The 25,995-nt window shown below is 37.2% G+C and carries 21 protein-coding genes; 7 read left to right on the top strand and 14 right to left on the bottom strand.

Annotated elements, in window-relative coordinates; genetic code table 11:
• Positions 1-78: 78 nt before the first annotated feature.
• On the bottom strand, positions 79-1,293 hold the full coding sequence (locus ACM6F9_RS09120) for a hypothetical protein (RefSeq protein ID WP_414845426.1): 1,215 nt from the start codon (positions 1,291-1,293) through the stop codon (positions 79-81).
• Between the two features lie 213 nt (positions 1,294-1,506).
• Between ACM6F9_RS09120 and ACM6F9_RS09115 the strand changes: the two genes are divergently transcribed.
• Positions 1,507-1,998, top strand: a complete 492-nt coding sequence (locus ACM6F9_RS09115) for a hypothetical protein (protein ID WP_414845425.1) — start codon at positions 1,507-1,509, stop codon at positions 1,996-1,998.
• A gap of 33 nt (positions 1,999-2,031) precedes the next feature.
• Here ACM6F9_RS09115 and ACM6F9_RS09110 read toward each other — a convergent pair whose 3' ends face one another.
• Positions 2,032-2,886 carry an AraC family transcriptional regulator gene (locus ACM6F9_RS09110; protein ID WP_414845424.1) on the bottom strand — a complete coding sequence of 285 codons (855 nt, stop codon included), beginning with the start codon at positions 2,884-2,886 and terminating at the stop codon, positions 2,032-2,034.
• 90 nt (positions 2,887-2,976) lie between these two features.
• On the opposite strand from ACM6F9_RS09110, the gene ACM6F9_RS09105 reads away from it, so the two are divergent.
• The 4 genes from ACM6F9_RS09105 to ACM6F9_RS09090 all read left to right on the top strand — a co-directional run bounded on the left by ACM6F9_RS09105 (position 2,977) and on the right by ACM6F9_RS09090 (position 6,801).
• The gene (locus ACM6F9_RS09105; protein WP_414845423.1) at positions 2,977-3,960 is read left to right on the top strand and encodes a polysaccharide deacetylase family protein; all 984 of its coding nucleotides are present in this window, start codon (positions 2,977-2,979) and stop codon (positions 3,958-3,960) included.
• Positions 3,961-4,056: 96 nt separating this feature from the next.
• On the top strand, positions 4,057-4,443 hold the full coding sequence (locus ACM6F9_RS09100; RefSeq protein ID WP_414845422.1) for a DoxX family protein: 387 nt from the start codon (positions 4,057-4,059) through the stop codon (positions 4,441-4,443).
• Positions 4,444-4,680: 237 nt separating this feature from the next.
• Positions 4,681-5,616, top strand: coding sequence for an NAD-dependent epimerase/dehydratase family protein (locus tag ACM6F9_RS09095; RefSeq protein WP_414845421.1), 936 nt, complete (start codon positions 4,681-4,683; stop codon positions 5,614-5,616).
• Positions 5,617-6,306: 690 nt separating this feature from the next.
• A complete protein-coding gene (locus ACM6F9_RS09090; RefSeq protein WP_414845420.1) occupies positions 6,307-6,801 on the top strand; it encodes a DoxX family protein in 495 nt (164 codons plus the stop codon).
• Positions 6,802-7,257: 456 nt separating this feature from the next.
• Here the strand turns inward: ACM6F9_RS09090 and ACM6F9_RS09085 are convergent, their stop codons facing one another.
• The 12 genes from ACM6F9_RS09085 to ACM6F9_RS09030 form a co-directional block, all read right to left on the bottom strand.
• Positions 7,258-8,775 (bottom strand): TSUP family transporter, encoded by a 1,518-nt coding sequence (locus ACM6F9_RS09085; protein WP_414845419.1) that lies wholly within the window; start codon positions 8,773-8,775, stop codon positions 7,258-7,260.
• A 5-nt stretch (positions 8,776-8,780) separates the two neighbouring features.
• Positions 8,781-11,657 (bottom strand): TonB-dependent receptor, encoded by a 2,877-nt coding sequence (locus ACM6F9_RS09080; protein WP_414845418.1) that lies wholly within the window; start codon positions 11,655-11,657, stop codon positions 8,781-8,783.
• 357 nt (positions 11,658-12,014) lie between these two features.
• Positions 12,015-13,691 (bottom strand): NADPH-dependent assimilatory sulfite reductase hemoprotein subunit, encoded by a 1,677-nt coding sequence (locus ACM6F9_RS09075; protein ID WP_414845417.1) that lies wholly within the window; start codon positions 13,689-13,691, stop codon positions 12,015-12,017.
• Positions 13,692-13,725: 34 nt separating this feature from the next.
• Positions 13,726-15,438, bottom strand: a complete 1,713-nt coding sequence (locus ACM6F9_RS09070; RefSeq protein ID WP_414845416.1) for a sulfite reductase flavoprotein subunit alpha — start codon at positions 15,436-15,438, stop codon at positions 13,726-13,728.
• Positions 15,428-16,273 carry a uroporphyrinogen-III C-methyltransferase gene (cobA, locus tag ACM6F9_RS09065; protein WP_414845415.1) on the bottom strand — a complete coding sequence of 282 codons (846 nt, stop codon included), beginning with the start codon at positions 16,271-16,273 and terminating at the stop codon, positions 15,428-15,430. Before cobA ends, ACM6F9_RS09070 begins: the two co-directional genes overlap by 11 nt.
• Before the next feature lie 23 nt (positions 16,274-16,296).
• Positions 16,297-17,208 (bottom strand): cysteine synthase A, encoded by a 912-nt coding sequence (gene cysK, locus ACM6F9_RS09060; protein WP_414845414.1) that lies wholly within the window; start codon positions 17,206-17,208, stop codon positions 16,297-16,299.
• A 29-nt stretch (positions 17,209-17,237) separates the two neighbouring features.
• Positions 17,238-18,068, bottom strand: coding sequence for a serine O-acetyltransferase EpsC (gene epsC / locus ACM6F9_RS09055; RefSeq protein ID WP_129040287.1), 831 nt, complete (start codon positions 18,066-18,068; stop codon positions 17,238-17,240).
• A gap of 4 nt (positions 18,069-18,072) precedes the next feature.
• A complete protein-coding gene (locus ACM6F9_RS09050) occupies positions 18,073-19,311 on the bottom strand; it encodes a sulfate adenylyltransferase subunit 1 (RefSeq protein WP_414845413.1) in 1,239 nt (412 codons plus the stop codon).
• A gap of 87 nt (positions 19,312-19,398) precedes the next feature.
• A complete protein-coding gene (gene cysD, locus ACM6F9_RS09045; RefSeq protein WP_414845412.1) occupies positions 19,399-20,307 on the bottom strand; it encodes a sulfate adenylyltransferase subunit CysD in 909 nt (302 codons plus the stop codon).
• A 12-nt stretch (positions 20,308-20,319) separates the two neighbouring features.
• A complete protein-coding gene (locus ACM6F9_RS09040; protein WP_414845411.1) occupies positions 20,320-21,033 on the bottom strand; it encodes a phosphoadenylyl-sulfate reductase in 714 nt (237 codons plus the stop codon).
• Positions 21,034-21,115: 82 nt separating this feature from the next.
• Positions 21,116-21,532, bottom strand: coding sequence for an RrF2 family transcriptional regulator (locus tag ACM6F9_RS09035; protein ID WP_027372388.1), 417 nt, complete (start codon positions 21,530-21,532; stop codon positions 21,116-21,118).
• A gap of 165 nt (positions 21,533-21,697) precedes the next feature.
• The gene (locus ACM6F9_RS09030) at positions 21,698-22,192 is read right to left on the bottom strand and encodes a GNAT family N-acetyltransferase (protein WP_414845410.1); all 495 of its coding nucleotides are present in this window, start codon (positions 22,190-22,192) and stop codon (positions 21,698-21,700) included.
• 148 nt (positions 22,193-22,340) lie between these two features.
• Here ACM6F9_RS09030 and ACM6F9_RS09025 point away from each other — a divergent pair, with 148 nt between their 5' ends.
• Complete coding sequence (locus tag ACM6F9_RS09025) at positions 22,341-23,735, top strand: aminopeptidase P family protein (RefSeq protein WP_414845409.1); 1,395 nt, start codon at positions 22,341-22,343, stop codon at positions 23,733-23,735.
• A 14-nt stretch (positions 23,736-23,749) separates the two neighbouring features.
• Positions 23,750-25,921 carry a S9 family peptidase gene (locus tag ACM6F9_RS09020; RefSeq protein WP_414845408.1) on the top strand — a complete coding sequence of 724 codons (2,172 nt, stop codon included), beginning with the start codon at positions 23,750-23,752 and terminating at the stop codon, positions 25,919-25,921.
• Positions 25,922-25,995 lie beyond the last annotated feature (74 nt).

The following is a 25,995-nucleotide window of genomic DNA, read 5'->3' as shown; positions in this document are numbered from 1 at the left end:
TAAAATTTAATCACGATTGTAGGAAAATATGTCTTTATTATTTCTAAGTTTCGGCTTATAGTAAATGATTAAAATTTTCTAACAATAAAACATGCATTCATAACTGAAAAGCTTTCCATCTTTAAAAGTGAAAATAAAGAGTCCTGCATCTCCATTCTGAATGTGATATTCATGTGGAGAGGAAATCCAGCGTGAAGAAAGCAAATCACCAAAACGGGTCACAAAATTCTTTTCATCATAATTAGAATCCATGCGCTCTTTTCCTAGAACCACAGCTTCACCATTGCTAAAGGTCATTTTGTAGATACTTCCGGAAACTTTTCCTTTGTATTCTTCAAAAGCAACTATAATATTAGGATTTTTATAAAAATATTGAGGTTCCCAGCCACATTCGGGTGTATTGGGAATCTCTTTTATTTTCTGCATTTCCAATTGCTTTACCTGTGCATCTGTGATTTTTCCGTCAAAAAGTTGGGTTTCCTTCCATACAAAATGCATATCCAAAGCTTTCAGCTTTTTTTCATAAGCTTCTGTGGATGGTTTTTTAGCAAATTGATCCGCCAGAAGAAGTTCAAAGTCGATATCTATCTTTGGGTTTTCTATTCCCGCATGGGTGTAAGATTCTTTCCAATAATTCAATGCTTGTTTAAGGTTTTTATCTTCAGTCCATGCTATTTCACGCAATCTTCCAACTTGGGTCAGTTCTTTTTCCTGGTTTTTGCCCTTTACAGCCAGATATTCTTTCAGAACTTTATCATAAGTAAGTTCACCACCGAGATATTTCATTTGAATATATTCAGGATTTTCGTGGAAATGATCACCAATATATACCCATCCATCCTGATATAAAGGGACATAATCAATACAAAGCAGCTCATTCAATGGAGCTCTGCGGGTTGCCATACTTTCTGTGGTAGGCGCTTTTCTTACCCGAAGTTCTGATACCTGTACATAGAAATGTGGACATTGATACCCTTGTGTTCCGCGATAGAAATACTGAACCGGTTCGCCAGCAGATTTTTTTCCGCGCATAGACTTTTGCAAAGACTGGCGGTCTATAAAACCAATATCTCCGTTACTTACCTGTACTTTATATTGTGTTTGGGTAGAATCCAGAACATAAACTGGTGCTTCGGTAGAAAATATTCCTAAAAGATCCTTATTATTTCCATTTTCACGATAAAGGTGACCCCATTCTGAGGTATAGACAGGATGTGCTCCGGCACTCTGAGCCTGGATATTGCATAAGCAGCACTGGATAATACCAGATGCCAATAGTATTTTATTCAACATATTATAATGAATGTCTGCAAAATATTTTATGTTTTTTGCAGATGGGTTTATAATGGTTAATATAGTTATTCCTTCAAAAATACTGAAAAATGAGAGTTTGTTCCAAAGTTATTGTTATTCAGAATCGGTATAAATTCCATCCTATTCACCTGCTTCCGTTGGGTAGCGTAAATAAAAATACTATTTTTATCGGCCAAAAAGTAAAGACTCAATATGCCGACTGATGCTTCTCATAAGCTGATTCCGATGACCACTTTCGTGCTGGAATATTATTCGCACGAAGGATATGCCGATCTTCAGATTTTAAATCTGATGAATAATTATGCCAATTTTTTAAAGAAGCGTTTGACCCTTGGTATGTTTGTTCCTGTAGACCCCAAAGGAAATATTCTGAAAGAGCCTAAAAATTATTTTGAGTGGAAATCTCTCGATCATAATGACGGGAAAAGAACAGACATTGCCGGATTTGAAGAATATGCTGAATATCAGAAGGCTGAGCAGAACTGTATGTTTGAAGCATTCAAAGTAGATTACAATGGATATTCAAAAGTGAGAATTATTGCTGCATATGACCCTTCTATTGAATTGTCTTTTAATAAAAATGATCTGATTCCTTCAGGATTCATTGATGTAGAATCACTTACTGTCTTTGATGATGTTTTCTTAACATCCAGTGCGTTAAAGGCGATTGGTATCAAAAGATAAATTGAATTCCAGAACCATATTTCTCTTAACCAATTACTTTGCTATTGATCTCTTTTTAAATTCGGACGGAGACATTTCTTTATACCCTTTGAATATTTTATTGAAATGACTGGCGTCATTAAAGCCCAGTTTATCAGCAATTTCACTGATGTTGTAATGACTTTGGAGTAAAAGTTTTTCTGCTGTTTTTATTCTATGCTGCATAATATGCTGCTGTACAGAGAAGCCTGTTTGTTTTTTGATATAAATACTGATATAATTTGGTGAAAGCATAAACTCTTTGGCCAAATTTTCAATTTTCATTTTATCAGCATCCAAAGCATTCACATTTATATAATACAGGATTTTTTCAATTCTGCTTACATGCTGTATAACCCAGTCTTTAGTAGTGACATTGTTCATTGTATTTCGAATAAGAATGGTCATAATTCCAGAAAAAAGATCAGTCGTTATTTCTTTACTATATGTGCTCTTATGACTGAATTCATACAGAAGAATTCGGGCTAACTGTAACAGGTGTACTCTATCAGTTTTACTTTTAATCACCGATTCATATACAAAAGGGTGATTTTCCATCAGGAGCTGAACGACTTTTTTTAGTTCATTCTTTTTATTAGATAAAAGGTTTTCCCAGATATATTGTTCTGTAAATTTTATATAAATGAATTTTGTTCTGCTTTTAATCGAAAACTCATGACCATCGCTTGGTCTTAGGAGAAAAGCATCTCCTTTTTTATACGGAAAAGTAATATTGTTAAGATGATGAAATCCTTTTCCATTTTCAATAATAATCAATTCATAAAAGTTATGGTTATGATACTCAACATCCCAGATTTCCTTTTCTATACTGAAAACATTAAAAGAGTTGAAATTAACAATTCGCTTCATAAGAGAATGGATTTTTACAAATTTACCATTAATTTTTACAATAAATACAGATGGGTTATTTCTCAATTTTGTCCTATCAATACATTCAAAATGAAATATATAAAAGAATCAGTGTTGCTGCTTGCATCAACAATTGTTTTGATGTCCTTTTCTGATCATCATGACAGGGATAAAACAGAGAATAAGCATCAGCATGAAAAACAGGCTTCAGCAAAAAAATACTGGCCTAATGGAGCTCAGTTGGTTATTTCCGTTTCTATGCAGTTTGAAACAGGCGGACAACCAGAGGGAGCAGAAAGTCCTTTCAGCGGAACTCCCCTGCCTAAAGGGCAGCCAGATCTTCCCGCAGAAAGCTGGTATCGCTATGGAGGAAATGAAGGCATCTACCGTATGCTGGATTTATGGAAAAAATATAACATTAAAGTAACATCCCATGTCGTAGGAACAGCTGCTGAAAGGTACCCCGAAGTGGCCAGAGCCATTGCAAACGGAGGACATGAAATTGCAGCTCATGGTATTGCGTGGGACAATCAGTGGAATAAAAGCTATACTGAGGAGCTGAATTTTGTAAAGGAAGGTGTAGATGTTGTTGAAAAGATTACAGGTAAGAAAGCTGTTGGTTATAACGCGAACTGGCTCAGAAGAAGCCCGAATACACTAAAGGTTTTACAGGATCTTGGTTTTCTGTATCATATTGATGATTTAAGCCATGATGAACCTTTCATTACCAAAGTAAAAGGGAAAAACTTTGTAGTCATTCCTTATACCCTTCGTAATAATGATATTGTTAGTATTGAAGGAAAGCATTGGAGTCCGGATCAGTTTCTGGTACAGCTGAAATTTGAATTTGACCGTCTTTATGAGGAAGGAGCTTCAAAGAGAAGGATGATGAGCATCAGTTTTCACGACAGAATTGGCGGAACTCCTGCTATGGTGCATGCCATGGAGGAATTCATTAAATATACCAAAGAAAAACAGGGCGTAGTCTTTATGAGAAAAGATGATATTGCCAATATGGTGATGAATGATCCTGATACCCCAATTGATAATAGCGAAGAAAAGTTTAATAAGTAAGCTGGTGGCTGGAAGAAAGATGGTATTAAAGTCTGCAAAATATTTTTAAAACCAGCTTCCATCCACCACCACCACCACCCAAAAAAAAATACCTCTATGAATACAAAAACAGCCTATTTTTTCCTCCGTCTATCTATGGGAATCAATTTTTTAGGACACGGATTGGTTCGTCTCGTGAAACTACAGGACTTTGCATCAGGAATGATGAAAGGTTTTGAAACAAGCTGGCTTCCACAGCCATTGGTGCATCTGTTCGGAGTTACACTCCCCTTTTTGGAATTTATCATCGGACTACTGTTAATGATTGGCTTTAAAACCCGTATCGCCACTATAGCCGGGGCTTCTCTGATTATCCTGCTGCTTTTTGGAAGCAGTACCATTGAAAATTGGGAAGCGATGGGAATTCAGATGATCTATGCAGGTTTGCTTTATATTCTGATCAGCAGAATTGAGGATAATTATCTGGCATTGGACAAAAAATGATAACAAGGAAATTCTAAGAGCCGGGAAGTAAAGAAAGCAAAAAGAGTTATATATTCTTCTTCATGGCTCTCTTTATTTTCCGGGCTTTTTTATACCATCAGAGATTATGTTACAATTTTCATGGATTCTGCTACTCTGTTTTTATAGTTGTGCCCGAATTTTGCATTGAAAATAAAAGCAATTTGAAAGTATTCCATTTATTTTCAATACAACAGATAACCCTTAAAATAGGAAACGATGCAAACAATATTAGGAGCTAATGGGCAGATTGGTGAAGAACTGGCAAGAGAACTGAAAAGAAATTATACCTCAGATATCCGTATTGTCAGCAGAAATGCTAAAAAAGTAAATGATACAGATACTGTTTTTTCTGCAGATTTATCAGACAAAGAAAAAGCAATTGCAGCGGTGGAAGGAAGTAAAATTGCTTATTTTACTCTTGGACTTCCTATGGATACAGATTTGTGGGAAAAACAATTTTTAACCATCATGAAAAATGTTATTGAAGCCTGCAAAATCAACGGTACAAAACTGGTGTTTTTTGATAATACCTATATGTATCCCCAAAATAATGAGGTTTTAACAGAACAAACAGAATTTGCTCCCGTAGGAAGAAAAGGAATTATAAGAAAAAAAATGACAGATATGCTTTTAAAAGAAATGAAAGCAGGAACAATTGAAGCAGTAATCTGCAGAGCCCCTGAATTTTATGGTCCCGGAAAAACACAGAGTATTACCAATAGTCTTATTTTCAATGCGATTAAAGAGGATAAAAAACTGAAAGTTCCTTTAAGAGATGATAAAGTTCGAAGCTTGATCTGGACTCCGGATGCAAGTCGGGCAACTGCTTTAATCGGAAATACTTCCGATGCTTATGGACAAACATGGCATTTACCGGTAGACGATAATAAATTAACTTACAAAGAATTTATTGCATTGGTTTCTGAGGTCTATGGAAAGGAATTCCGGTATTCTGTAATCCCGAAAGTTGCTTTTACAATAGGTTCTTTATTCAACAAAAATGCAAAAGAACTACAGGAACTGCTTCCGAGATATCAATATAATAATCTCTTTGATGATTCAAAATTCAGAAAAAGATTCCCTGAATTTCCGGTAACCACTTACAGGCAGGGAATTGAACAGATTAAAAAAGAACAACAAGCAACAAAATAGTTCTGTTACATTAAATAACTTAGAAAGACCAATATCCTAAATGAAGGGCAAAAATTCCCCTCTTTTGGAGGGATGGCGAAAATTCAAAGAATTTTTGACGGGTGGTTAATAAAGCAGATGCCCCTCGATAAGTTCCAAACTAAACAATCAGTATAAAAATTTTACTATATTTGTCTTAGTTGCTTGGAATTTATGTTGAAAAAGAAGGAATTATGGAAGTATATACGAGTATTAAATATATTTTTAATACTACTCCATTTGGTGATCCTAAAAACTGAAAATTCCCATTTTTCTTTTATCAATACAAAACAGCATTACAGTCAGAAAGAGACCTCTCATAAAAAATGCAATAAGATTTATCTGGAAGAGAACAACAGAACTCCAATAAAGTGCAACAGTAATTATTGTTCTGGCTTTTCTCTGTTTTTTACTGCTTCTTTTCATTCTTTTGCATTTGAAAAATTTATGGATCAGGAGATAGATAACCGTTATTTCTTGTATGATGATCCACCCTATTCTTCTTTTTTTAATTCTATCTGGATCCCTCCTAAAATATAATTTAGAACTTTTTATTTTACGGATTTCTGAAAATTATATAAGAAATCCAATGATCTAATCAAAAATCACATGACCAGCTGTTGTTCGTGGTTTAGTCATGTTGATATAATCAATCAATGAATTAAAAAAATAATGAAAACAATACTATCAAACCTCGAAAAAAATACAGTTAATATCTATGTAATATGCAGAATACTCATTGGATTATTCTTTTTTATTGCAGGTTTCAACAAACTTTTTCATCCTATTTTTCAGGGATATATGTTCAATACCATCAGTACGATAGGATTTCCATTTCCTCAGTTTACTGCGAATTTTACTGCATTTTGTGAATGTATATTCGGTTTATTTCTCATGCTGGGTTTTTGGACGAGAATAAGCTCTGTATTTTTAATCATTATCATACTTGTCGCTTTATTCACACATGATTTGGGCTCAATTCCCAAAGAACTTATCCCAATAAAATCTGAAACCGGAATTTATGAAATGGATCCTTTTACATGGCTGAGCTATTTCCTTTATCTGCCTCAGACACTGTATCTTCTGTTTTTGCTCCTGTTCTTATTTCAAGGGTGTACGGGATTTGGATTTGATACTTTTAGGAAAACAAAATCTGTAAATAGTTAATTACTTTAAGCAGCTCTCTTTTTGGGAGCTGTTTTTTTGTTGGATAATCGTAAGAGCGCAAAGATTTTTAAAATTTTATCTGAAATTTTTAAGATGCAAGAAAATCCGGGATTTTCAGGAAGGACTGTGTTATAACTTTTCTCAAAGATTTAGAAGTTTTTTTTCTTTTACGCTTAATTTGTATAATCTACGAGAAATTTAAAAATGTACAGTGTCCAATTTTATCGGAGATAAAATCTTTGGGACTTTGTGTATCTTAAAAAAGCAAGACCATATATTTTTTAAATAAAAAAACGCAAAGTTTTAATGGTTTCAGATTTTTACTAAAAATGAGTAATGATAGTGTCTATGCACTGTATCATTGATTTTTCCCCCTTTGAAATCTCAAAATAAAGTAAAACATTAAAATCTTTGCGTTAAAAAAACACGCTTTTTCTGAAGCTTAATTATTATTTTTTATGATAAAATTGATTTTATTATGGTAACAAGACTCATCAGGATCACCACTATTCCTACCACAACAAACATTTTCTTTGTTGGAAGCTTTGACGTAAGCATTGCTGAAAAAGGAGCTGTAAAAACACCACCCAGCAAAAGCCCTAAAACAATATTCCAGTGATGAATTCCAATCGTAAAAATAAATGTAATAGCACTTGTTATGGTCAATAAAAACTTGGCAACTGTAGAACTTCCCACTACATAGCGGGGAATTCTACCCTCTTTAATTAGTGTTCCGGTCACCAATGGTCCCCATCCGCCTCCTGCAAAGGAATCAATAAATCCACCTATCAATCCTAATACTCTGAGATTAGTTCTTCGTTTGGTTTTACCTTGCCCCGATTTTTTATCTTTGAATGCATTTCTTAAGATGTTGATTCCAAGATATAAGGTGTAGCAGGCAATAATAGGTTTTACAATATGAGCATAATGTTCGCCATAATGAGACAGCGTTAAAGCACCTATGATAGAGCCTACAATAGCCAGCGGGAACAACACCCATACCATTTTTTTATTGACATTTCCCAGTTTATAATGACTGAAACTACCGGCTGCAGTAGTAAATGACTCTGCAGAGTGAATACTTGCACTCACAACGGGAGGTGGAACATTCAATAGCAAAAGAATGGTGGTACATATCACTCCATATCCCATTCCCATGGATCCTGCAACAATCTCTGCCATAAAACCGGCAAATAGCATCCAGTAAAAAATATGACCGTCCTTATTCAGAAAATACTGAATATCACCGGAAAGATTGAACTGGTACACTAAAAGTCCAAATAATCCGAAAAGAAGTAAAACGCCTATGATGGCCAGGTAAATATTAGCTTTTCTCTGAGCTGTTTTGGTAATATTGATCAGTTTCTCAATTTCCATGTCTGGTTTTGCAGCAACTTTTCCGTCAGACAGGTATTCTGTAGTAATTTTGTTGAGTTCTTTCACCTTATAATTGAAATCTCCGGTAAGCTGATTACGGATATGCTGCATATTATCCAATACATGATCCATTTCATCAGGAATCACTTCAGTAAAGGTTTCTCTTAATCTTTTAGCGATGGTCGGAGATTTTCCGTTGGTGGAAATAGCAATTTTGAGACTACCCTTTTTGACAATGGAACCTAAATAAAAATCACACAAATCCGGCTTGTCTGCAATATTGACCAGTACATTTTTTTTCTGGGCTTTTTCTCTGATTTCTCCAGCCAATACAATATCATTCACTGCTATAATGGCGAGATCGGCATCATTAAAATCATGATCATCATAGGCTCTTTCGTGCAATGTAATATTGGAAAACTGATTTTGTAAGGTTCTGACTTCGGGGATAATCTCTTTTGCCACCAGTTTGATGGAAGTTTCCGGTGAATTGCCCAGTACAGATTCCAGTTTTTCAAGAGCGACCTTTCCACCGCCGATGATCAGCAGTGAAAGGTTTTCGAGTTTTAAAAATATGGGATATAATGAATTGCTCATCCTGATTACAGTTTTAAGTCATAAGTAAAAGCGAGATAATACAGTCCTCCGATTTCAGGACCTGCTGCATACTGGAAATAACGACGGTTCAGTAAATTGGTAGCCCCAATTTTAATATTTGCGCGGATTTCCGGAAGTTTCCATGTAGCCTGAGCATCAATCGTATAGTAAGCCGGAATTGCTCCGGATGCTAAAGGACTTTCCCACATAAAACCGCTCTGCCATCTCGCCACAAGGGTAAATCCTATATTTTTAACAATTTCTCTGTTTCCTACACTTATATTCACCATCCATTTTGGGGTGTTGAAAGCGGTAATAAACAGGTCTGAAGAATTGTTAGAAGCAAGATCATTATAAGAAACATTGGTGTTCACATTATAATTTCCTGTAATATTATAACGAATTCCTAAAGAGGTTCCATAGCTTTTGTAAGTGTTGTTACTGTTAGTATACACCCTGTATCGGTCCTGTTTGCTTCTATCGAGCATTGCAAGTACGGCAGTATTGCTTCCTACCTGACTATTTTTAGGGACAGCTACTTCTACCTGCCCAAGGAATCCTTCATAGATGTTGTAATAGAAATCCCAGTCCAGTACCAGTTTATTATTGAAAAAAGTAGATTTATACCCTACTTCAAATGAATTGATTTTTTCCGGCTGTAACTTCTGCAGATTGGCTACGGTTAAAAGCTGTTTGTTATCCTGAGCAGCCTGAGCCTGGGTTTTTCCGACGTCTACATCTGCATTCACTGCTGATGTGAATTTATCAATTGAAGCTAGTGTGTAGGAATTTTCCAGATAGCCTAATCCATCATTCACTTTTGAAAGTCCTCCCACTCTTCTTACATTTCCGTTGTTTACGAAAGAGAGGGCTTCAAACAATGATGGAAAACGATATCCGTTCTGGAAAGAAGCTCTGAAATTATGCTCTTTAACAGGAGAATAAACTACACTGATTCTCGGATTTAATTTGGATTCAAATTCAGGATTTCTGTCGATACGTAAAGCAGCATTAATTTTTAATTTATCATCAAAGAAAAGCTTGGTAATCTGTGCAAAAGCTCCATACTTCTGATAAATAACATCTTTCCCGAAGGTACCATTGGCCAAAGGAATATTTCTTTCATTGACAGGGCGGTTGAAATCAACAAAATTGTTTCCATCCGGAGTAATACTGTACAAACGATAATCTATACCAGCAAGAAGGTTGAAAATCTTCACAAACCTGCTGAAATCGTAGGTAAGTTCTCCCTGATAAAAGCGGGATTTCTGTTCAAGTTTTGCCCCTCCTGTTGCCGGAGCTCCTGCTACTCCTCCATTAGCCGAATCCCAGTTATTGATCCCTATAATGGTGTTTTTTAACTGTTCAAAGGCTGCAGTTCCTGGTACGACTCTGTTTTTATCTGCTTGCTGACGAGCTAAGATGAATGCATCGTTGAGATTAGCTCCCGCATTCAGGTTATTCTGAAGTGCTGTTTGGAATATATTTTTCCAGTTGGTATTGGAAAGATTGGTGAGATCCAGATTGTCTGCCAAAGGTTTAAGATTATAAGAATCTCCGGTATTTTCAATGGATACATAAGCTCTGAATGTCAGCTCTTTTCCGATCAGTTCTATTTTATGGTTCTGAACGGTGGCATTCTGTAAACGGATTTTATTTCCTCTTTGAAAAGTCCCGTCCAGTAAGCCATAACGGTATACGTAGGATGTTCTCCACTGATCTCCGAAACGGTAGTATAATCCTGCATCGAACTTGATATTTTTCACATCCGGACTTACAAGATCTTTCTCCAGATATCCTGTTCTTGAAACATTGAATGTAGTTGGTTTCCCATTGTAATCCACTTTTACGGCTACACGGTTATTTCTTTCGTCGCCGTATTTATTCCAAAGGTCTTCTGCCGGATTATTGGCCAGTGCAAAATTAGGATTGGCTGTAACCAGAGATCCTGGATTCTGATCGGTCAGATTGTTGGAGATCCAGTCGGTTCCGCTGAAATAAGATGCATTAACTTTTACCGCAAAGTTTTTATTGATCACTTTTGCAAAGCGGATAGCACTTTCTCCCAGAGAACTTATTTTATGATTGACATTGTCTACATGATTCACCCCGCCACGGAAATAAAGGCTTATTCCTTCAGACGTAAACGGATCTTTGGTCTGTAAACTTGCCAGTCCGTTGATGGCATTCATTCCGTATAATGCTGAAGCGGCTCCGGGCGTGACTTCCATAGATTGGATATCCAGTTCGGTAGGACCTATTGCATTTCCCAATGGCACTCCCAACGTTGCCGACTGTACATCTACACCGTCTACCAACTGCATGAATCGGAAATTATTAGGCGAGTTAAATCCTCTCGAATTAGGAATTTTCAACGTAAGACTTGATGTTAAAAGTTGTAATCCCTTTACATTTTCCAATGTTTCATAGAATGAGGCTGCAGGACTTTCTCTGATGGTTTTGATATCAATCTTCTCAATGGCTATAGGTGATCTTAATATCTTTTCCGGAACTCTGGAGGCTGAGATTACCACATCATCAATGATTGTATTCTGAGGGTTCAGTCCTATCGTTATTTTATTGGAAGGTGAAAGGATTTCAACGGTTTGTCCTGTGAAACCGTCTTTCTGAATCACCACCCTAAACGGAATGGTAACTCTTGTTCTGAGCTTAAAGTTACCCAGCTGATCCGTTAATGCAGTATCTTGTGTATTTTCGATCTGCACCTTTACAGAGTCAAGACCTTTGCGTGTACCTGTATTTTTGATGCTTCCGCTGAGCTCTATAAGCTGCTGCTGTGCTTCTGCGAAGTTAAAGAATAGAAATGTGAATGCGATAATACCCGCTTTTGGCAGAAAATTTCCCTGCTTTTTGTTTTTCATTTTGCTTCATTTTTTAGGTTGAGAATGAAGCTGTCTGAATTTTTTACTTCTATGATGAAAGTCTTCTATATTGGTTAATATTACAATTGAGTGGCTTAGAATTCCCCTCTTTTGGAGGGGTGGCGAAAATTCAAAGAATTTTTGACGGGGTGGTTTAAGCCATTAATATTATTGCTGAGATTGCTTCACCTTCGGTTCGCAATGACAGTCTGTTAGACTTCCATGATTCAAAAACTTCAAACAGCTTTGTTTGTATTGTTATTCAAAAATCAACAACACATACACATTCGTCCGCCTAAATGAAATCGTTTAGTTTTTTTATTTTTTTTCAGATCATAATGAAAATTAGCCATATAATTAATTTAAGGTGTGTAAGTAACGGTATGAAAAATCACCAAATGTTTCTTCTGCAAGTCTTTTCTGTACATAAATTCCGAAAAGCTCATCCAGCGTGGTCAGGATTTCTTCTTCACCAATATTTTCTTTAAATTTTGTATTCAGTCGCATTCCTAAGTGGTCTCCTCCAATATGAAGATTATATTTTCCATAAGCTGTACCTACAAATCCGATTTCAGCATTGGGAGATCGTCCGCAGCCATTTGGACAACCCGTCATACGAATGGTAATATCTTCTTCCAGCAGACCATATTTTTCAAGGATAGGTTCTATTTTTGTAACCAAAGAAGGCAGATAACGCTGTGCTTCCGCTAAAGCCAGTGAACAAGTGTTCAAAGCCACGCAGGCAACGGAGTTTTTACGCAGGGCACTTGCACCATTCGTATAATCTGAAATTCCATGCTCTTTTAAAATATGTTCAATTTCAGGTTTATCTTTTTCCTCAATATCAGCCAGAATAAGATTCTGATTACAAGTAAAACGGAAATTGGCTTTGCCAGTTTGTGCGATTTTTAATAACCCTGATTTTAAAGGATATTCCGCTGTATTAAGGATTCTTCCATGCTCTACAAATACAGTATAAAACCATTTTCCTTCATGATTCTGAATCCAGCCGTAACGGTCTTTTCTTTGTTCAAACTTGAATTCTCTGGCAGGTTCAAAACTGAATCCTGTTCTTTTTTCTACTTCAGCTCTGTACTGATCGATCCCCAATTTATCAATTGTGTATTTTAATCTTGATAATTTTCGGTCACTTCTGTTTCCGAAGTCTCTTTGTACTGTGATGATTTCGTAGACAGCTTTCAAAACTTTTTCTTCCGTATCTACAAACCCAAGAATAGAGGCAAGACGGGCGTAAGTAGCTTCATTTCCATGGGTTGCTCCCAGCCCACCTCCGGCAGCGATATTGTAGCCAACGATTTTATCATTTTCGATAATAGCGATTAAGGCAATATCATTGATGAATACATCCACATCATTATTAGGCGGAACAGCGATTCCTATTTTCAGCTTTCTCGGAAGATATCTGTCCTGATATAATGGATCTTCTTCCGCTTTACGGTCTATCAGAAGTTCGTCATCAATCCAGATGTCATAATAAGATTGGGTTTTTGGAAGACACATTTCACTGATTTTTCCAGCCAGTTCGTAAGCTTCCTGCTGTAAAGGAGATTCCGAAGGATTCGCTGTACAGGTTACATTCCTGTTGACATCTCCACAAGCCGCAATCGAATCCAGGTGTTGCAGATTGAAGCTCTGAATGGTAGGTCTTAAATGAGATTTTAAAATCCCATGCAGCTGAATCGTTTGTCTTGTAGTTACTTTTATCGTTCCTGTAGAATGATCTTCAGCAGTTTCATTCAATCCTACCCATTGTTCCGGAGTTAAAAAGCCACCGGGAAGCCTTAGTCTGATCATATAAGAATACAGCCATTCCAGTTTTTTAGAGACACGTTCTTCCCTACGGTCTCTGTCGTCCTGTTGGTACATTCCATGAAATTTGATCAGAGTCTGGTCATCTTCCCTTATGGCTCCGGTAAATTGATCAGCAAGACTCTCTTTTAAAGATCCTCTGAGTCCGTTACTGCTGGTTTTAATCCTTTCTACCGGTGAAAGGTTTTCTTTATCATTGTTCATAACTGTTTCCTTTAATTTTTACGAGTACTTCTTTTTAATACACATCTTTGGCATATCTGCCGTTCAGTTCCATTTCTTCGAGGTAAACTACAGCGTCTTCTTTACTGCGTTTTCCTTCATTTTGAATAATGGTAAGAAGCGTTTGTTCTACATCATAAGCCATGGGTTCTTTGGCTCCGCATACGTACACCGATGCTCCGCCTTCCAGCCAGTAAAATACTTCCTGAGCATTTTGCTCCAATCTGTGCTGAACATATACTTTCTCTGCGGTATCTCTTGAAAAAGCAAGATCTAAATGCGTTAAGCTGCCTGTTTTAAGAAAATCCTGAAGTTCGGCCTGATAAAGAAAATCTGATACAAAGTTCCTGTCTCCAAAAAACAACCAGTTTCTTCCTTCTGCACCTGTAGCATCACGTTCCCAAAGGAATGATCTGAAAGGAGCTATCCCTGTTCCCGGACCAATCATAATGATATCTTTACCGGCTTCCGGAAGTTTGAAATGTCCTGCATCCTGAATATAAAATTCCACGTTTTCTCCTTCTTTGAATTCACTCAGAAAACCACTACATAACCCATTGTGTTTCTGATGGTCAATAAAGAATTCTGACTTTGCTACGGTAATATGAATTTCCGTATCCCCATGAGCTTCTACAGAGGAAGAAATTGAATAAAGACGTGGGGCTTGTGCTGTCAATATTTGAATAATTTCTTCAAATTCATCTGCATTTTTCACAGGATAAATCCTAAGAAGATCAAGAAGGCTTAATCTCACTTCCGGAATGGAATGTTCCGTTATTTTTGCATATTGAGCAACAACAGATTTTAATAAGTAGCTGATGTTAAGATGTTTGTGCAACAGCTCTTCAACAGAAGCTGTAACCTTTGATGTTTCTATTTGTTTTTGAGCATCAATTCCTGTCAGCGCAATAATTTCATCCACTACAGATTTTGAATTGAATGGAATAACTCCCAGCGCTGCTCCAGGTTGATAGATAAGTGCTTCTTCTGTTTCAATTTCAATATGATAGGTTTCTTTTTCAGACGTAATATCATTCAGATTGATGATGGCTGAAACTTTCCCCTGATATTTCTTTCTTCCGGTAGATACCTTTGGAGCTGAAACATTTTTTGTATTCTGACCAGCATTTTTATTAACCGTTTCGAATACATGCTCTATCCAATGAGAGGCTTCCTGCTCGTAATCAATATCACATTTTTTTAACGGAATAATACGCTGTGCTCCCAATATTTCAAAACGTGAATCTACATCTTCACCGGTTTGGCAGAACAAAGGATAACTGCTGTCTCCCAATGCCAGCACTCCATATTTAAGTCCGCTAAGATTAATTTCATTTTCATAAATATAATCGTAGAACTTTTTGGCAAGGGCTGGTGGTTCACCTTCTCCCTGCGTACTGATGACTACGAAAAAGAACTCTTCTTTTGCCAGATCTTTGGGCTTGTATTGAGAAAGATCAGCCAGTTTTACCTGAAGTCCTTTTTTCTTCACTACACCTGCCAGAGCAGTCGCTAGTTTTTTACTGTTTCCAGTTTCTGTTCCGTAAGCCAGGGTTATTTTCTTTACAACATTCTGTGCAATAGTATTCGTTTCCTGTGGTGGCAGAGCGGCTGTCAGTGATGTCCCTCCGGCAATTCCGGCCAGATATCCGCTTGCCCAGATGGCTTCGTCTCTGGAGAGGTCTCCGGATATTTGTTTTAATACATTTAATTTAGTTTCAGACAGCATATTCGAAGAAATTTTGAGTTGTAGGGATTAGACTTCCGTTTTCTACTGATTTGAAGTAAAGACCTTCCTGTTCGGCATTTTCAAGCCATGAAAATTCTTCATGGAGATTTACAATTTTACCCACTACCACCAATGAAGGTGAAGCAAAGTTTTTGTCTCCGAATTTTTCATTGAAATCATCAAATGATGACGTGTATACCTTTTGGAAAGGTGTCGTAGCCTGTTCAATGACTGCAATTTTTTTATCACTCGAGATCTGAAGTTCTTTCAGCTTTTCTACAAGAGGGGTAAGATTTCCTTTTGACATATAGAAAACAAGGGTGTCATTAGTTAAAGCAAGTTCTTTCCAGTATTCTTCACTTACGATTTCCGATTTATAGTACGTCAGAAAACGAACTGATGTAGAATATCCTCTCGCTGTTAATGGCATCCCTGCAAACGCTGCAGCACCTAAAGCGGCAGTAATTCCCGGAATAATTTCGTACGGAATATGGTTCTGTTTTAAAGCCTGCAGTTCATCCAGAATATTTGAAAATATAGAAACGTCTCCTCCTTTCAACCTTACAATGGTTTTGTTCTGAAGGGCATATTCCACCATCAAAGTATTGATATGAGATTGAGGAGTGGAAGCATTTTTACTGCATTCTTTTCCTACATAAATGATTTCTGTGTTTTCATTAACGTAGGTTTCCAGAATTTCCGGACTTACAAGTCGGTCACATAAGATGGCATCTGCTTCTGCGATAGCTTTTACTGCTTTTACAGTGATAAGTTCAGGATTGCCGGGTCCTGCACCGATAAGGAAGACCTTTGGTGATTTTATATTTGTTTTCATTGAAGTAGGTGTTAATTAAGGATTTAGAAGAGTCCTTCTACAGACAGATATCTTTCTCCGGTATCGTAATTGATGGTAAGGATTTTAGCATTAGGTTGTATTTCCGGTAGATGTTTGGCGATGGCTGCTAAAGCGGCTCCAGTGGAAACTCCCACAAAAAGGCCTTCTTTTTTAGCGGCATTGAGGGCATATTCATAAGCCTCTTCCTTTCCTACAGTGATCACTCCGTCCAAAAGGGTAATATCCAGAATGGAAGGTACAAAGCCTGCTCCTAATCCCTGTAATGGGTGTGGTGCCGGACTTCCTCCGCTTAGTACAGGGGATAATTCGGGCTCTACAGCAATTACTTTCAGGTTAGGGTATTTTTCTTTTACCGTTTTTGCAATTCCGGTGATATGTCCTCCGGTTCCTACTCCTGTAATGATGTAATCCAGACCGTCCGGAAAATCTTTTAAAATTTCCTGAGCGGTAGTTTCTACGTGTACTTTTACATTGGCAGGATTATCAAACTGTCTTGGAATCCATGAATTTGGGGTTTCTTCAGCCAATTCACTGGCTTTTTCAATGGCACCTTTCATCCCTTTTTCCCTTGGAGTAAGTACGAAGTCTGCTCCGTAAGCTTCCATAATTTTACGGCGTTCTATACTCATGCTTTCCGGCATGACAAGAATGAGTTTATATCCTTTTACAGCAGCTACTAAAGCTAGCCCAATTCCTGTATTTCCACTTGTAGGCTCTATAATAACGCTGTCTTTATTTAATAATCCTTTGGCTTCTGCATCTTCAATCATGGCTAAGCCAATTCTGTCTTTAATGCTTCCGCCAGGGTTGCTTTTTTCAAGTTTAATCCAGATTTCATGATCTGAACTGAAGAGTTTATTAATTTTTACGACGGGTGTATTTCCAATCGTTTCTAATGCATTCTGAAACTTCATATCAATGTACTTTATTTTTGTTTTTTTTCTTAAATCACAAAGGTTAATGATTCCGGTAATGAGCTATTATCCTTTATTTTTATTTCACTTTTATGGTAGACCAGAGAATTGGCAGGAACATCCTGTGTAACCCAGACATTTCCTCCTATGACACTTTCTCTGCCTATGGTGGTTTCCCCTCCCAGAATAGTGGCTCCCGAATAGATAATCACATCATCTTCAATATTAGGATGTCTTTTCTGATGGGCTTTTTCTTTGGAAACATTCAATGCTCCGAGGGTTACTCCCTGATAGATTTTGACGTTGTTCCCGATAATGGTTGTTTCTCCGATCACAATTCCTGTTCCGTGGTCAATAAAAAAAGACTTTCCTATTGTTGCTCCCGGATGAATATCAATTCCGGTTTTACTGTGAGCATATTCTGAAATGACACGGGGCAAAATTTTCACTTCCTGATTCCAAAGCTGATGTGAAATACGATAGACGTACGTGGCAAAAAAGCCGGGATATGCCAGGTACACTTCTTCCAGAGAATCAGCAGCAGGATCAAATTCCAAAATAGATGTTGCATCCAGAACCAATTGATTATAAAGCTCCGGTAAAGCCTCAAAAAACTGACTGACCTCTTTTTCAGTAAGGATTTTATCTCCTGTTACCGTATTGATAAGGTCTGAAAGTGTTTCCTGCAGTGCTTCAAAATTTCTTTTCAGCTGATCTTCAGTATTATCATTCTGAGGAAGGAAGAGTGTTTCATACAAATCCTTTACCCATTTTTTGGTCTTTATTTTATCAAAGAATCCATGGATATTATTTTGTTTAGTCTGATGAATTCTTTGTATTAACTGATCGGAAATTGCCATTTTTCTATTGAATTATACAGGCCGCTACCGTTGAATTAGACGTTTCATCCACCAAAATGGCAGAGCCTGTTGTTTTATTATTGGTAAAGCTGTCATAGACCAGTGGCTGTGCTGTACGGAGGGTAACTTTTACAATTTCATTCAGTTTAATATCTCCATCCGCCTGTTCTCTGACAAGAGTATTAACATTGATCTTGTAGTCTACCTCTTTTACTACTGCTTTTACAAGTCTGCTGTTTTGCTGCAGAAGGTATTTATTTCCCGGCTGCAAAGGTTTTTGATCAAGCCAGCATAAAAGAATTTCAAGGTCTTTTTCAACAACCGGAACATGTTCTTCAGTAGCAAAAATATCTCCTCTGCTGATATCTACATCATGAGCGAGGTGGATAACGGCAGGCTGACCTTCAAAGGCTTCTTCTTTTTCAATACCATTGATCTCAATTTTGGTGATTTCTGTGGTTAGATCTGCTGGTAGAATATGGATTTTGTCTCCTTTTGTAAATTTTCCGCTTAATATTTGTCCTGCATATCCTCTGTAATCGTGCAATTCTTCCGTTTGAGGACGGATTACATACTGAACCTGAAAACGACTTCCGTTATTTTTTTCTTCATTGATTGTTACTTCTTCAAGATATTCCAGAAGAGAATTTCCTTCGTACCATTCTGTTCTCGAAGATTTTGAAACAATATTATCTCCTTTTAATGCTGAAATAGGAAAATAACTGACATCATTTAATCCCAGATTTTCTGCAATTTTTGAGTATTCTGATTTTATATTTTCAAAAACTTCTTCGGAATAATCTACCATATCCATTTTGTTGATGGCAACAGCTACTTTTTTCAGCTGTAATAAAGAAGCGATAATGGAGTGCCTTCTGGTCTGCTCAATTACACCTTTTCGAGCATCGATCAGAATAACCATCAGATCAGAGTTGGATGCTCCGGTGATCATATTACGGGTATATTGTACGTGCCCTGGAGCATCAGCAATGATGAATTTTCTTTTTGCCGTTGAAAAATATCGGTAGGCAACATCAATCGTGATTCCCTGCTCTCTTTCTGCGCGCAGACCATCCGTTAAAAGGGCAAGGTCTACTCCGTCTTCATTTTTGTTTTTAGAATGTTTTTCAAGGACTTCCAACTGGTCCTGTAAAATACTTTTGCTATCGTAAAGCAGTCTTCCGATAAGGGTACTTTTACCGTCATCTACGCTTCCTGCTGTTATAAATCTTAATATATCCATCCGATTGTAATTATAAGTGATAAATTATGAATGATAATTGATGAAAATGCTTTGTGTAATCATTAATCAACTATCTTTTATCATTGATTAAAAATAGCCTCCTTTTTTTCGGTCTTCCATAGCGGCTTCTGTTACCCTGTCGTCTATTCTGGTTTCCCCACGTTCTGAAATTCTGGTGGCTACAATTTCTTCTATTACAGCATCTATTGTTACAGCATTAGATTCTACAGCGGCGGTGCAAGTCATGTCTCCTACAGTACGGTAACGGATTTTTTTGGTGGTAATGATATCTTCCGGTTCTAACACGACATGTGTAGAATTGGCAAGCCACTGCCCGTTGAAGTCAATTACTTCTCTTTCATGCGAGAAATAGATGGAAGGAAGTGCAATTTTCTCTCTTCGGATATAGTTCCAGATGTCAAGCTCCGTCCAGTTACTGATTGGGAAAACTCTTACATTTTCTCCTTTATGGATTTTTCCGTTGAAAATATTCCAAAGTTCAGGACGTTGCAATTTAGGATCCCACTGTCCGAATTCATCACGTACTGAGAATATTCTTTCTTTGGCGCGGGCTTTTTCCTCATCTCTTCTGGCTCCTCCGATACAGGCATCAAATTCAAATTCTTCAATGGTGTCAAGAAGAGTGTAGGTTTGCAGCCAGTTTCTGCTTGGGAACTTACCTTTAGCCTCGGTCAGTTTTTTGCTTTTTATAGTGTCTTCCACTTTTCTGACTGCCAGGTTAACATCTAGCTGTTTTACCAGCTGATCACGAAAATCCAGAACTTCCTGAAAATTATGACCAGTATCTACATGAACAAATGTAAACGGGATTTTTCCATGGAAGAAGGCTTTTCTCGCCAGATGAGCCAGTACAATACTGTCTTTTCCTCCACTGAATAATAAAGCCGGACGTTCAAACTGACCTGCTACTTCTCTTAATATGTAAATAGATTCGGCTTCTAACTGATCTAAATAGTTTAACTGATGTATTGACATTTTTTTCTTTTTTTATTGATGAATATGCAGACCGCATTCTTTTTTGTTGGCATCTTCCCACCACCAACGGCCGGCTCTGAAATCTTCCCCTTCTTTTATTGCTCTGGTACAGGGTTCACATCCTATGCTCACAAATCCTTTTTTATGAAGATGATTGTAAGGCAGCTGATGATCTTTTACATAAGCAGTCACCTGTTCTGTAGTCCAATGAAGGATAGGATGATACTTAATAATCTTATTATCCGGATCCCATTCCAGCTGAGGCATATTCTGTCTGTTCGCAGAATGTTCAGATCTCAGACCTGTAATCCATACTTCATAGCCTTCCAGTGCTTTTCTTAAAGGATGAACCTTTCGGATGGTACAGCATGCTTTCCTTTTTTCTACAGATTGATAGAAAGAATCAGGACCATTTTCTGTTACAAATTCTCTGAGCTCTTCCATATCCGGATAATAGGCTTTGATGTTCTTTTTAAAGAATGCTTTAGTGGAAGTCCATGTTTCGTAGGTCTGCTCGAAAAGTCTTCCCGTATCCAGGGTAAATATTTCAATATTTAAATCTTTTATCAGATGAGTGATGACCTGATCTTCGTAACTGAAACTGGTTGAAAAGATAACTTTACCCGGAAATCTTTCAGTCAGTATTTCCAGCCCATTCGTTTGAAAGGAAGCTTCATTAACCTCTTTTACAAGATTTTCGTATTCATTTTTCAGACTGTTATTCATTTTGAATTGAGATTTAAGTCTTGCAAATATATACAAAATTCTACAACTCCTATCAAAATAGTAGAATTTAAATGAAAAAAAATTATTTGTTATTGATAAACTTAGTCAGAGTGGCTTCCATCATACTTGTTCTGGTCTTTTCACGAACGATCATTAATTCTTTTCTCAGATAACAGACAGCTTCATCTACACAATCGTCACAGGCTTCGTAAAAGTTTAAAGAAACGCATGGTGTAAGAGCAATAGGGCCATCGAAAATACGGTAAATATCTGCTAACGAGACCTCATCAGGTGATTTCAGAAGGTAATACCCTCCTACTTTGCCTTGCTTACTATTGACAAGTTTGGCTCTTTTAAGTTCGAGAAGAATTTGTTCCAGAAATTTCTTGGGAATGTTTTCGTCTTGTGCAATAACGGAGGTTGGCAGAAAGCCCTGGTTATAATTCCTTGCTAATCTGACCATTGCTTTAAGCGCATATTTGCAACGTTTCGACATCATAATTCCTGCAAGTTATGATAAATTATCTGATAAATGAAATGTTTTATAGTGAAGAAGCGAGAAGTGGATGTGTGCGAACCACCCCGTCAAAAATTCTTTAAATTTTCGCCACCCCTCCACAGGAGGGGAACTCCCAGCCCTTCATTTGTAATATGAGAGACAAGGTTACTCTTTCTGTAAAATAAAATAAGCCAGTTCTCTGTCCTCCCGTTTTAGGTTTTCAATCCTTTTAAAATTACTTTTAAGAAGTACTTTCTGTGATCCGATATTATCAAGATCGGTTACCGCTACGATATCTTTCTTATGATTTAATGAATAGCAATAGTCAACAAGTGCTTTGCATACCTCAGTTCCAAGACCTTTTCCCCAGTATTTTTCGTCTAAAGTATATCCTATTTCCATCTGTTCCGGATTGTCTAGAAAAATTCTGGCAAGACACATTCCTACAAAATCATTATTCTCAAAATTAAATATTCCCCATCTGCTGAAAGGTCCTTCCTTATAATCTCCCAGGGCTTTATCAAACATTTCCTTATATTCTTCAGGAGTCTTGTAAGGAAGATATCGGGTAACGTTTTCATTTTGAAAAAGAGTGGAAAATAAAGAAAATTCTTCAGGAGTAAACGCACGGATGATGATAGTTTCGTTTTTATAATACATTGAAATGTTATAATGAAATTAAGTGATAGCATAAAACTACATAAATAAACGAAGAACCCATCACAAAATCTAAATTTTATTGTAACAAAGAAGTCTTTTAACGATACAAATCGTACATTAAACCTTTAAATAAAAAAGTATTCATAATATGTTTTCAGCAACCACTTATCAGGACAGAAGAGCCGTATTGCAAACCAGTGTGCAAAGCGGAATCCTATTGTTTTTGGGAAATATAGAGAATCCGGTGAACTTTGAGCACAATCCTTACTATTTCCGTCAGGACAGTACCTATTTATACTATTTCGGAATTCAGGAACCCCGTATTGCAGCCATTATTGATATCGATGAAAATAAAACCATTGTTTTCGGAGACGAATTGAGTATTGATGATATTGTTTGGATGGGAAGACAGGAAACTCTGAAAGAAAAAAGTCTGAAATCCGGTGTGCAGGAAACGCTACCTTATGCAGAACTTTCTCAATACATTACAAAAGCATTGTCTTCGGGTAGAAAAGTGCATTATCTTCCACCATACCAGTCTTCCAATAAAATTGTACTGGCAGATCTTCTCGGAATTAAAATTGCAGCATTACAGCCTTCCATAGAAATGATCAAAGCTATTGTAAAGCAACGTTCCATCAAAGAACCTCAGGAAATTGTACAGATAGAACAGGCTGTGGATGTATCTAATGAAATGCATCTGCTGGCAATGCTTGCAGCGAAACCGGGGATGAAAGAATATGAAATTGCCAATGCAATTCAGCATCTTGCTGCCAATAAAGAATGTCAGATGTCTTATCCTCCAATTGTAACAATAAACGGAGGTATTCTTCATAATCATTACCGTCTTAATACCCTGAAAGAAGGTGATCTTTTCCTCAATGATTCCGGAGCGGAAACGGCTATGGGATATGCAGGTGATCTTACCAGAACATTTCCTATTAGCAAGACCTTTACCACAAAGCAAAAGGAAATGTATGAAGTAGTTTTAAATGCTTTTTATAATGCTCAAAGCCTTCTGAAACCAGGAATCCGATTTAAAGATATTCACCTGAATGCCGCTCAGCATTTAGTAGAAGGTCTTATTGATCTTGGGTTGATGAAAGGAAATCCTGAAGATGCAGTTAAAAACCATGCTCATACTCTATTTTTCCAGTGTGGATTAGGACATATGATGGGACTTGATGTGCATGATATGGAGGATCTTGGTGAACAATATATCGGCTATACCGAAGCAGAACCAAAAGATACCAAAACCTTCGGGCTTAAATCTTTACGTTTAGGAAAAGAGCTGGAAACTGGTTTTGTGGTAACAGTTGAACCCGGTATCTATATGATCCCTGATTTGATTGATATGTGGCAGGCTGAAAATAGAAATGCAGACTTTATTAATTATGATAAAGTGAATGAATATCGAAACTTCGGAGGAATTCGTGTAGAAGATGATTTCCTGATCACAGATAACGGTTACAGACTCCTTGGCAGCGGTTTGATTAAAACAGTTGAAGAAATTGAAAATTACAGAGCTGAACATTTAGCTTAATTGAAATAATACCTATGAAGAAAATAAAAAAACTGACAATTATTGCATTGTACTTCCTATGTCTGTCGCCACTTGCGGCGCAAAAGACACAATGGACTCCGGATGGCAATGCATACTATTCATTTACAAAAAAAGGAGTTGAAATTGTAGACATACTGCATCCTGAAAAAGATCAGACGCTTCTAAGCAGCAGTGAACTTGTTCCTGCAGGAAGTACTGAAGCATTGCAGGTACAGAGTTTTCAAGTATCTCCTGATGATAAAAGTTTATTGCTTTTTGCCAATACAAAGAAAGTATGGAGAGACAATACCCGTGGAGATTACTGGATTTTTGATAAAAATACTAAAAAACTTACCCAGCTTGGAAAAGACTTACCAGTTTCATCACTGATGTTTGCAAAGTATTCCCCAGATGGTAAAAAAGTAGCTTACGTGTCCAAGCATAATATTTATGTTGAAGATCTTTCCAACAATCAGCTTACCAAAATTACTACAGATGGTACTGACGGAATGATTAACGGTACTTTTGACTGGGTGTATGAAGAAGAATTCGGAACTCAGGATGGTTTCAGGTGGTCTCCGGATGGCAGTAAAATAGCGTATTGGAAGCTTGATGCACGAGGGACGAAAAACTTCCTGATGATCAATAATACAGATAGCCTGTATTCTTTTACCATTCCGGTAGAGTATCCAAAGGTAGGAGAAAATCCTTCAGGATGCAGCATCTGGTTTTATGATATTGCTTCCAAATCTTCAAAAAAAGCTGATATTTCAGGTGATGAAATGCAAAATTATATTCCCAGAATGGAATGGGTACTGGATTCCAAATCCGTTATTCTGCAGCAATTGAACAGAAAACAGAATCAAAGTAAAATTATCGTAGCAGATGCCAATTCTGGAAGCAGTAAGACCATTCACACAGAAACCGATGCTGCATGGATTGATATAAAATCACGTTGGAACGACAACGATCCAAAGGGTTGGGACTGGATTGATAACGGAAAAGAATTCTTATGGCTTTCTGAGAAAGACGGATGGAGACATATTTATAAAATAGATATGAACGGTAAGGAAACATTGATTACAAAAGATGCCTTCGATGTGATTAAGCCAGAGTTTTTTGATGTTCAGAATAAACAGATTTACTTTTTAGCTTCTCCGAATAATGCCACTCAGAAATACCTGTATAAAGTAAGCATGAAAGGAGGAAATGCCCAAAAAGTGACCCCGGAATCCTATAAAGGATCCAACGAATATACCATCTCTCCTAATGGAAAAATTGCTATGTTTACCAATAATAGCATCAATGCATTTTCCGCAGATGCAGTGGTGTCACTTCCGGAACATAAAGAGCTTGTAGCTGCCAAAAGATCTGCAAAGGCTGATCCTGCTAAGTCTAAAGCTGAGTTCTTCCAGATTACCACTCAGGATGGTGTTACTTTAGATGGCTGGGTAGTAAAGCCTAAAAATTTTGATCCCAATAAAAAATATCCTATCGTCTTTACAGTGTATGGAGAACCCGCTATGCAAACAGTAACAGATGAATTTTATACAGGTTGGAATTGGTTATATGCCGGGGATATGGCAGAAGACGGCTATTTATATGTTTCCCTTGAAAACCGTGGGACCCCTGCTCCAAGAGGACGTGAATGGAGAAAATCTGTCTACCGAAAAATAGGCCAGATGAATATCCGTGATCAGGCGATGGGAGCTAAGGCTTTATTCGCGAAATGGCCCTATGTGGATACTTCGAGAGTTGCCGTATGGGGCTGGAGCGGTGGAGGCTCTTCTACGCTGAACCTTTTAGGACAATATCCTGATATTTACCAAACGGGTATCGCCATTGCACCAGTTGCCAATCAGTTGTTCTATGATAATATCTATCAGGAACGTTATATGGGACTTCCGCAGGAAAACAGAGAAGATTTTGTTAAGGGTTCGCCATTGGCTTATGCGAAAAACTTAAAAGGAAACCTTCTGTTGGTTCATGGAACAGGTGATGACAATGTACATTATCAGAATACAGAAGTATACATCAATGAATTGGTAAAATACAACAAACAGTTTCAGCTGATGTCTTATCCTAACCGTACCCACGCTATTAATGAAGGAGAAGGAACGTCACTGCATCTGACAACTTTGTTTACGAAGTATTTAAAAGAACATTGCCCTCCGGGAGCAAGATAAATAATGAAAGTCTCACAGCAATGTGGGACTTTTATTTTTAATTGTTAAAAACTATTTTAAGCTCAAACAAAAAT

Source organism: Chryseobacterium sp. IT-36CA2 (genome assembly GCF_949767875.1).
GTDB lineage: Bacteria > Bacteroidota > Bacteroidia > Flavobacteriales > Weeksellaceae > Chryseobacterium.
This window is presented reverse-complemented; position numbering and strand designations above follow the sequence as displayed.

Coding starts and splice junctions, on each gene's coding strand:
- ACM6F9_RS09035 (WP_027372388.1), bottom strand. CDS start 21,532: ATGATGTCGAAACGTTGCAAATATGCGCTTAAAGCAATGGTCAGATTA.
- ACM6F9_RS09090 (WP_414845420.1), top strand. CDS start 6,307: ATGAAAACAATACTATCAAACCTCGAAAAAAATACAGTTAATATCTAT.
- ACM6F9_RS09110 (WP_414845424.1), bottom strand. CDS start 2,886: ATGAAGCGAATTGTTAATTTCAACTCTTTTAATGTTTTCAGTATAGAA.
- ACM6F9_RS09070 (WP_414845416.1), bottom strand. CDS start 15,438: ATGCTGTCTGAAACTAAATTAAATGTATTAAAACAAATATCCGGAGAC.
- cysK (WP_414845414.1), bottom strand. CDS start 17,208: ATGAAGTTTCAGAATGCATTAGAAACGATTGGAAATACACCCGTCGTA.
- ACM6F9_RS09100 (WP_414845422.1), top strand. CDS start 4,057: ATGAATACAAAAACAGCCTATTTTTTCCTCCGTCTATCTATGGGAATC.
- epsC (WP_129040287.1), bottom strand. CDS start 18,068: ATGGCAATTTCCGATCAGTTAATACAAAGAATTCATCAGACTAAACAA.
- ACM6F9_RS09030 (WP_414845410.1), bottom strand. CDS start 22,192: ATGTATTATAAAAACGAAACTATCATCATCCGTGCGTTTACTCCTGAA.
- ACM6F9_RS09120 (WP_414845426.1), bottom strand. CDS start 1,293: ATGTTGAATAAAATACTATTGGCATCTGGTATTATCCAGTGCTGCTTA.
- ACM6F9_RS09080 (WP_414845418.1), bottom strand. CDS start 11,657: ATGAAAAACAAAAAGCAGGGAAATTTTCTGCCAAAAGCGGGTATTATC.
- ACM6F9_RS09020 (WP_414845408.1), top strand. CDS start 23,750: ATGAAGAAAATAAAAAAACTGACAATTATTGCATTGTACTTCCTATGT.
- ACM6F9_RS09115 (WP_414845425.1), top strand. CDS start 1,507: ATGCCGACTGATGCTTCTCATAAGCTGATTCCGATGACCACTTTCGTG.
- ACM6F9_RS09095 (WP_414845421.1), top strand. CDS start 4,681: ATGCAAACAATATTAGGAGCTAATGGGCAGATTGGTGAAGAACTGGCA.
- ACM6F9_RS09025 (WP_414845409.1), top strand. CDS start 22,341: ATGTTTTCAGCAACCACTTATCAGGACAGAAGAGCCGTATTGCAAACC.
- ACM6F9_RS09050 (WP_414845413.1), bottom strand. CDS start 19,311: ATGGATATATTAAGATTTATAACAGCAGGAAGCGTAGATGACGGTAAA.
- cobA (WP_414845415.1), bottom strand. CDS start 16,273: ATGAAAACAAATATAAAATCACCAAAGGTCTTCCTTATCGGTGCAGGA.
- ACM6F9_RS09085 (WP_414845419.1), bottom strand. CDS start 8,775: ATGAGCAATTCATTATATCCCATATTTTTAAAACTCGAAAACCTTTCA.
- ACM6F9_RS09105 (WP_414845423.1), top strand. CDS start 2,977: ATGAAATATATAAAAGAATCAGTGTTGCTGCTTGCATCAACAATTGTT.
- ACM6F9_RS09040 (WP_414845411.1), bottom strand. CDS start 21,033: ATGAATAACAGTCTGAAAAATGAATACGAAAATCTTGTAAAAGAGGTT.
- ACM6F9_RS09075 (WP_414845417.1), bottom strand. CDS start 13,691: ATGAACAATGATAAAGAAAACCTTTCACCGGTAGAAAGGATTAAAACC.
- cysD (WP_414845412.1), bottom strand. CDS start 20,307: ATGTCAATACATCAGTTAAACTATTTAGATCAGTTAGAAGCCGAATCT.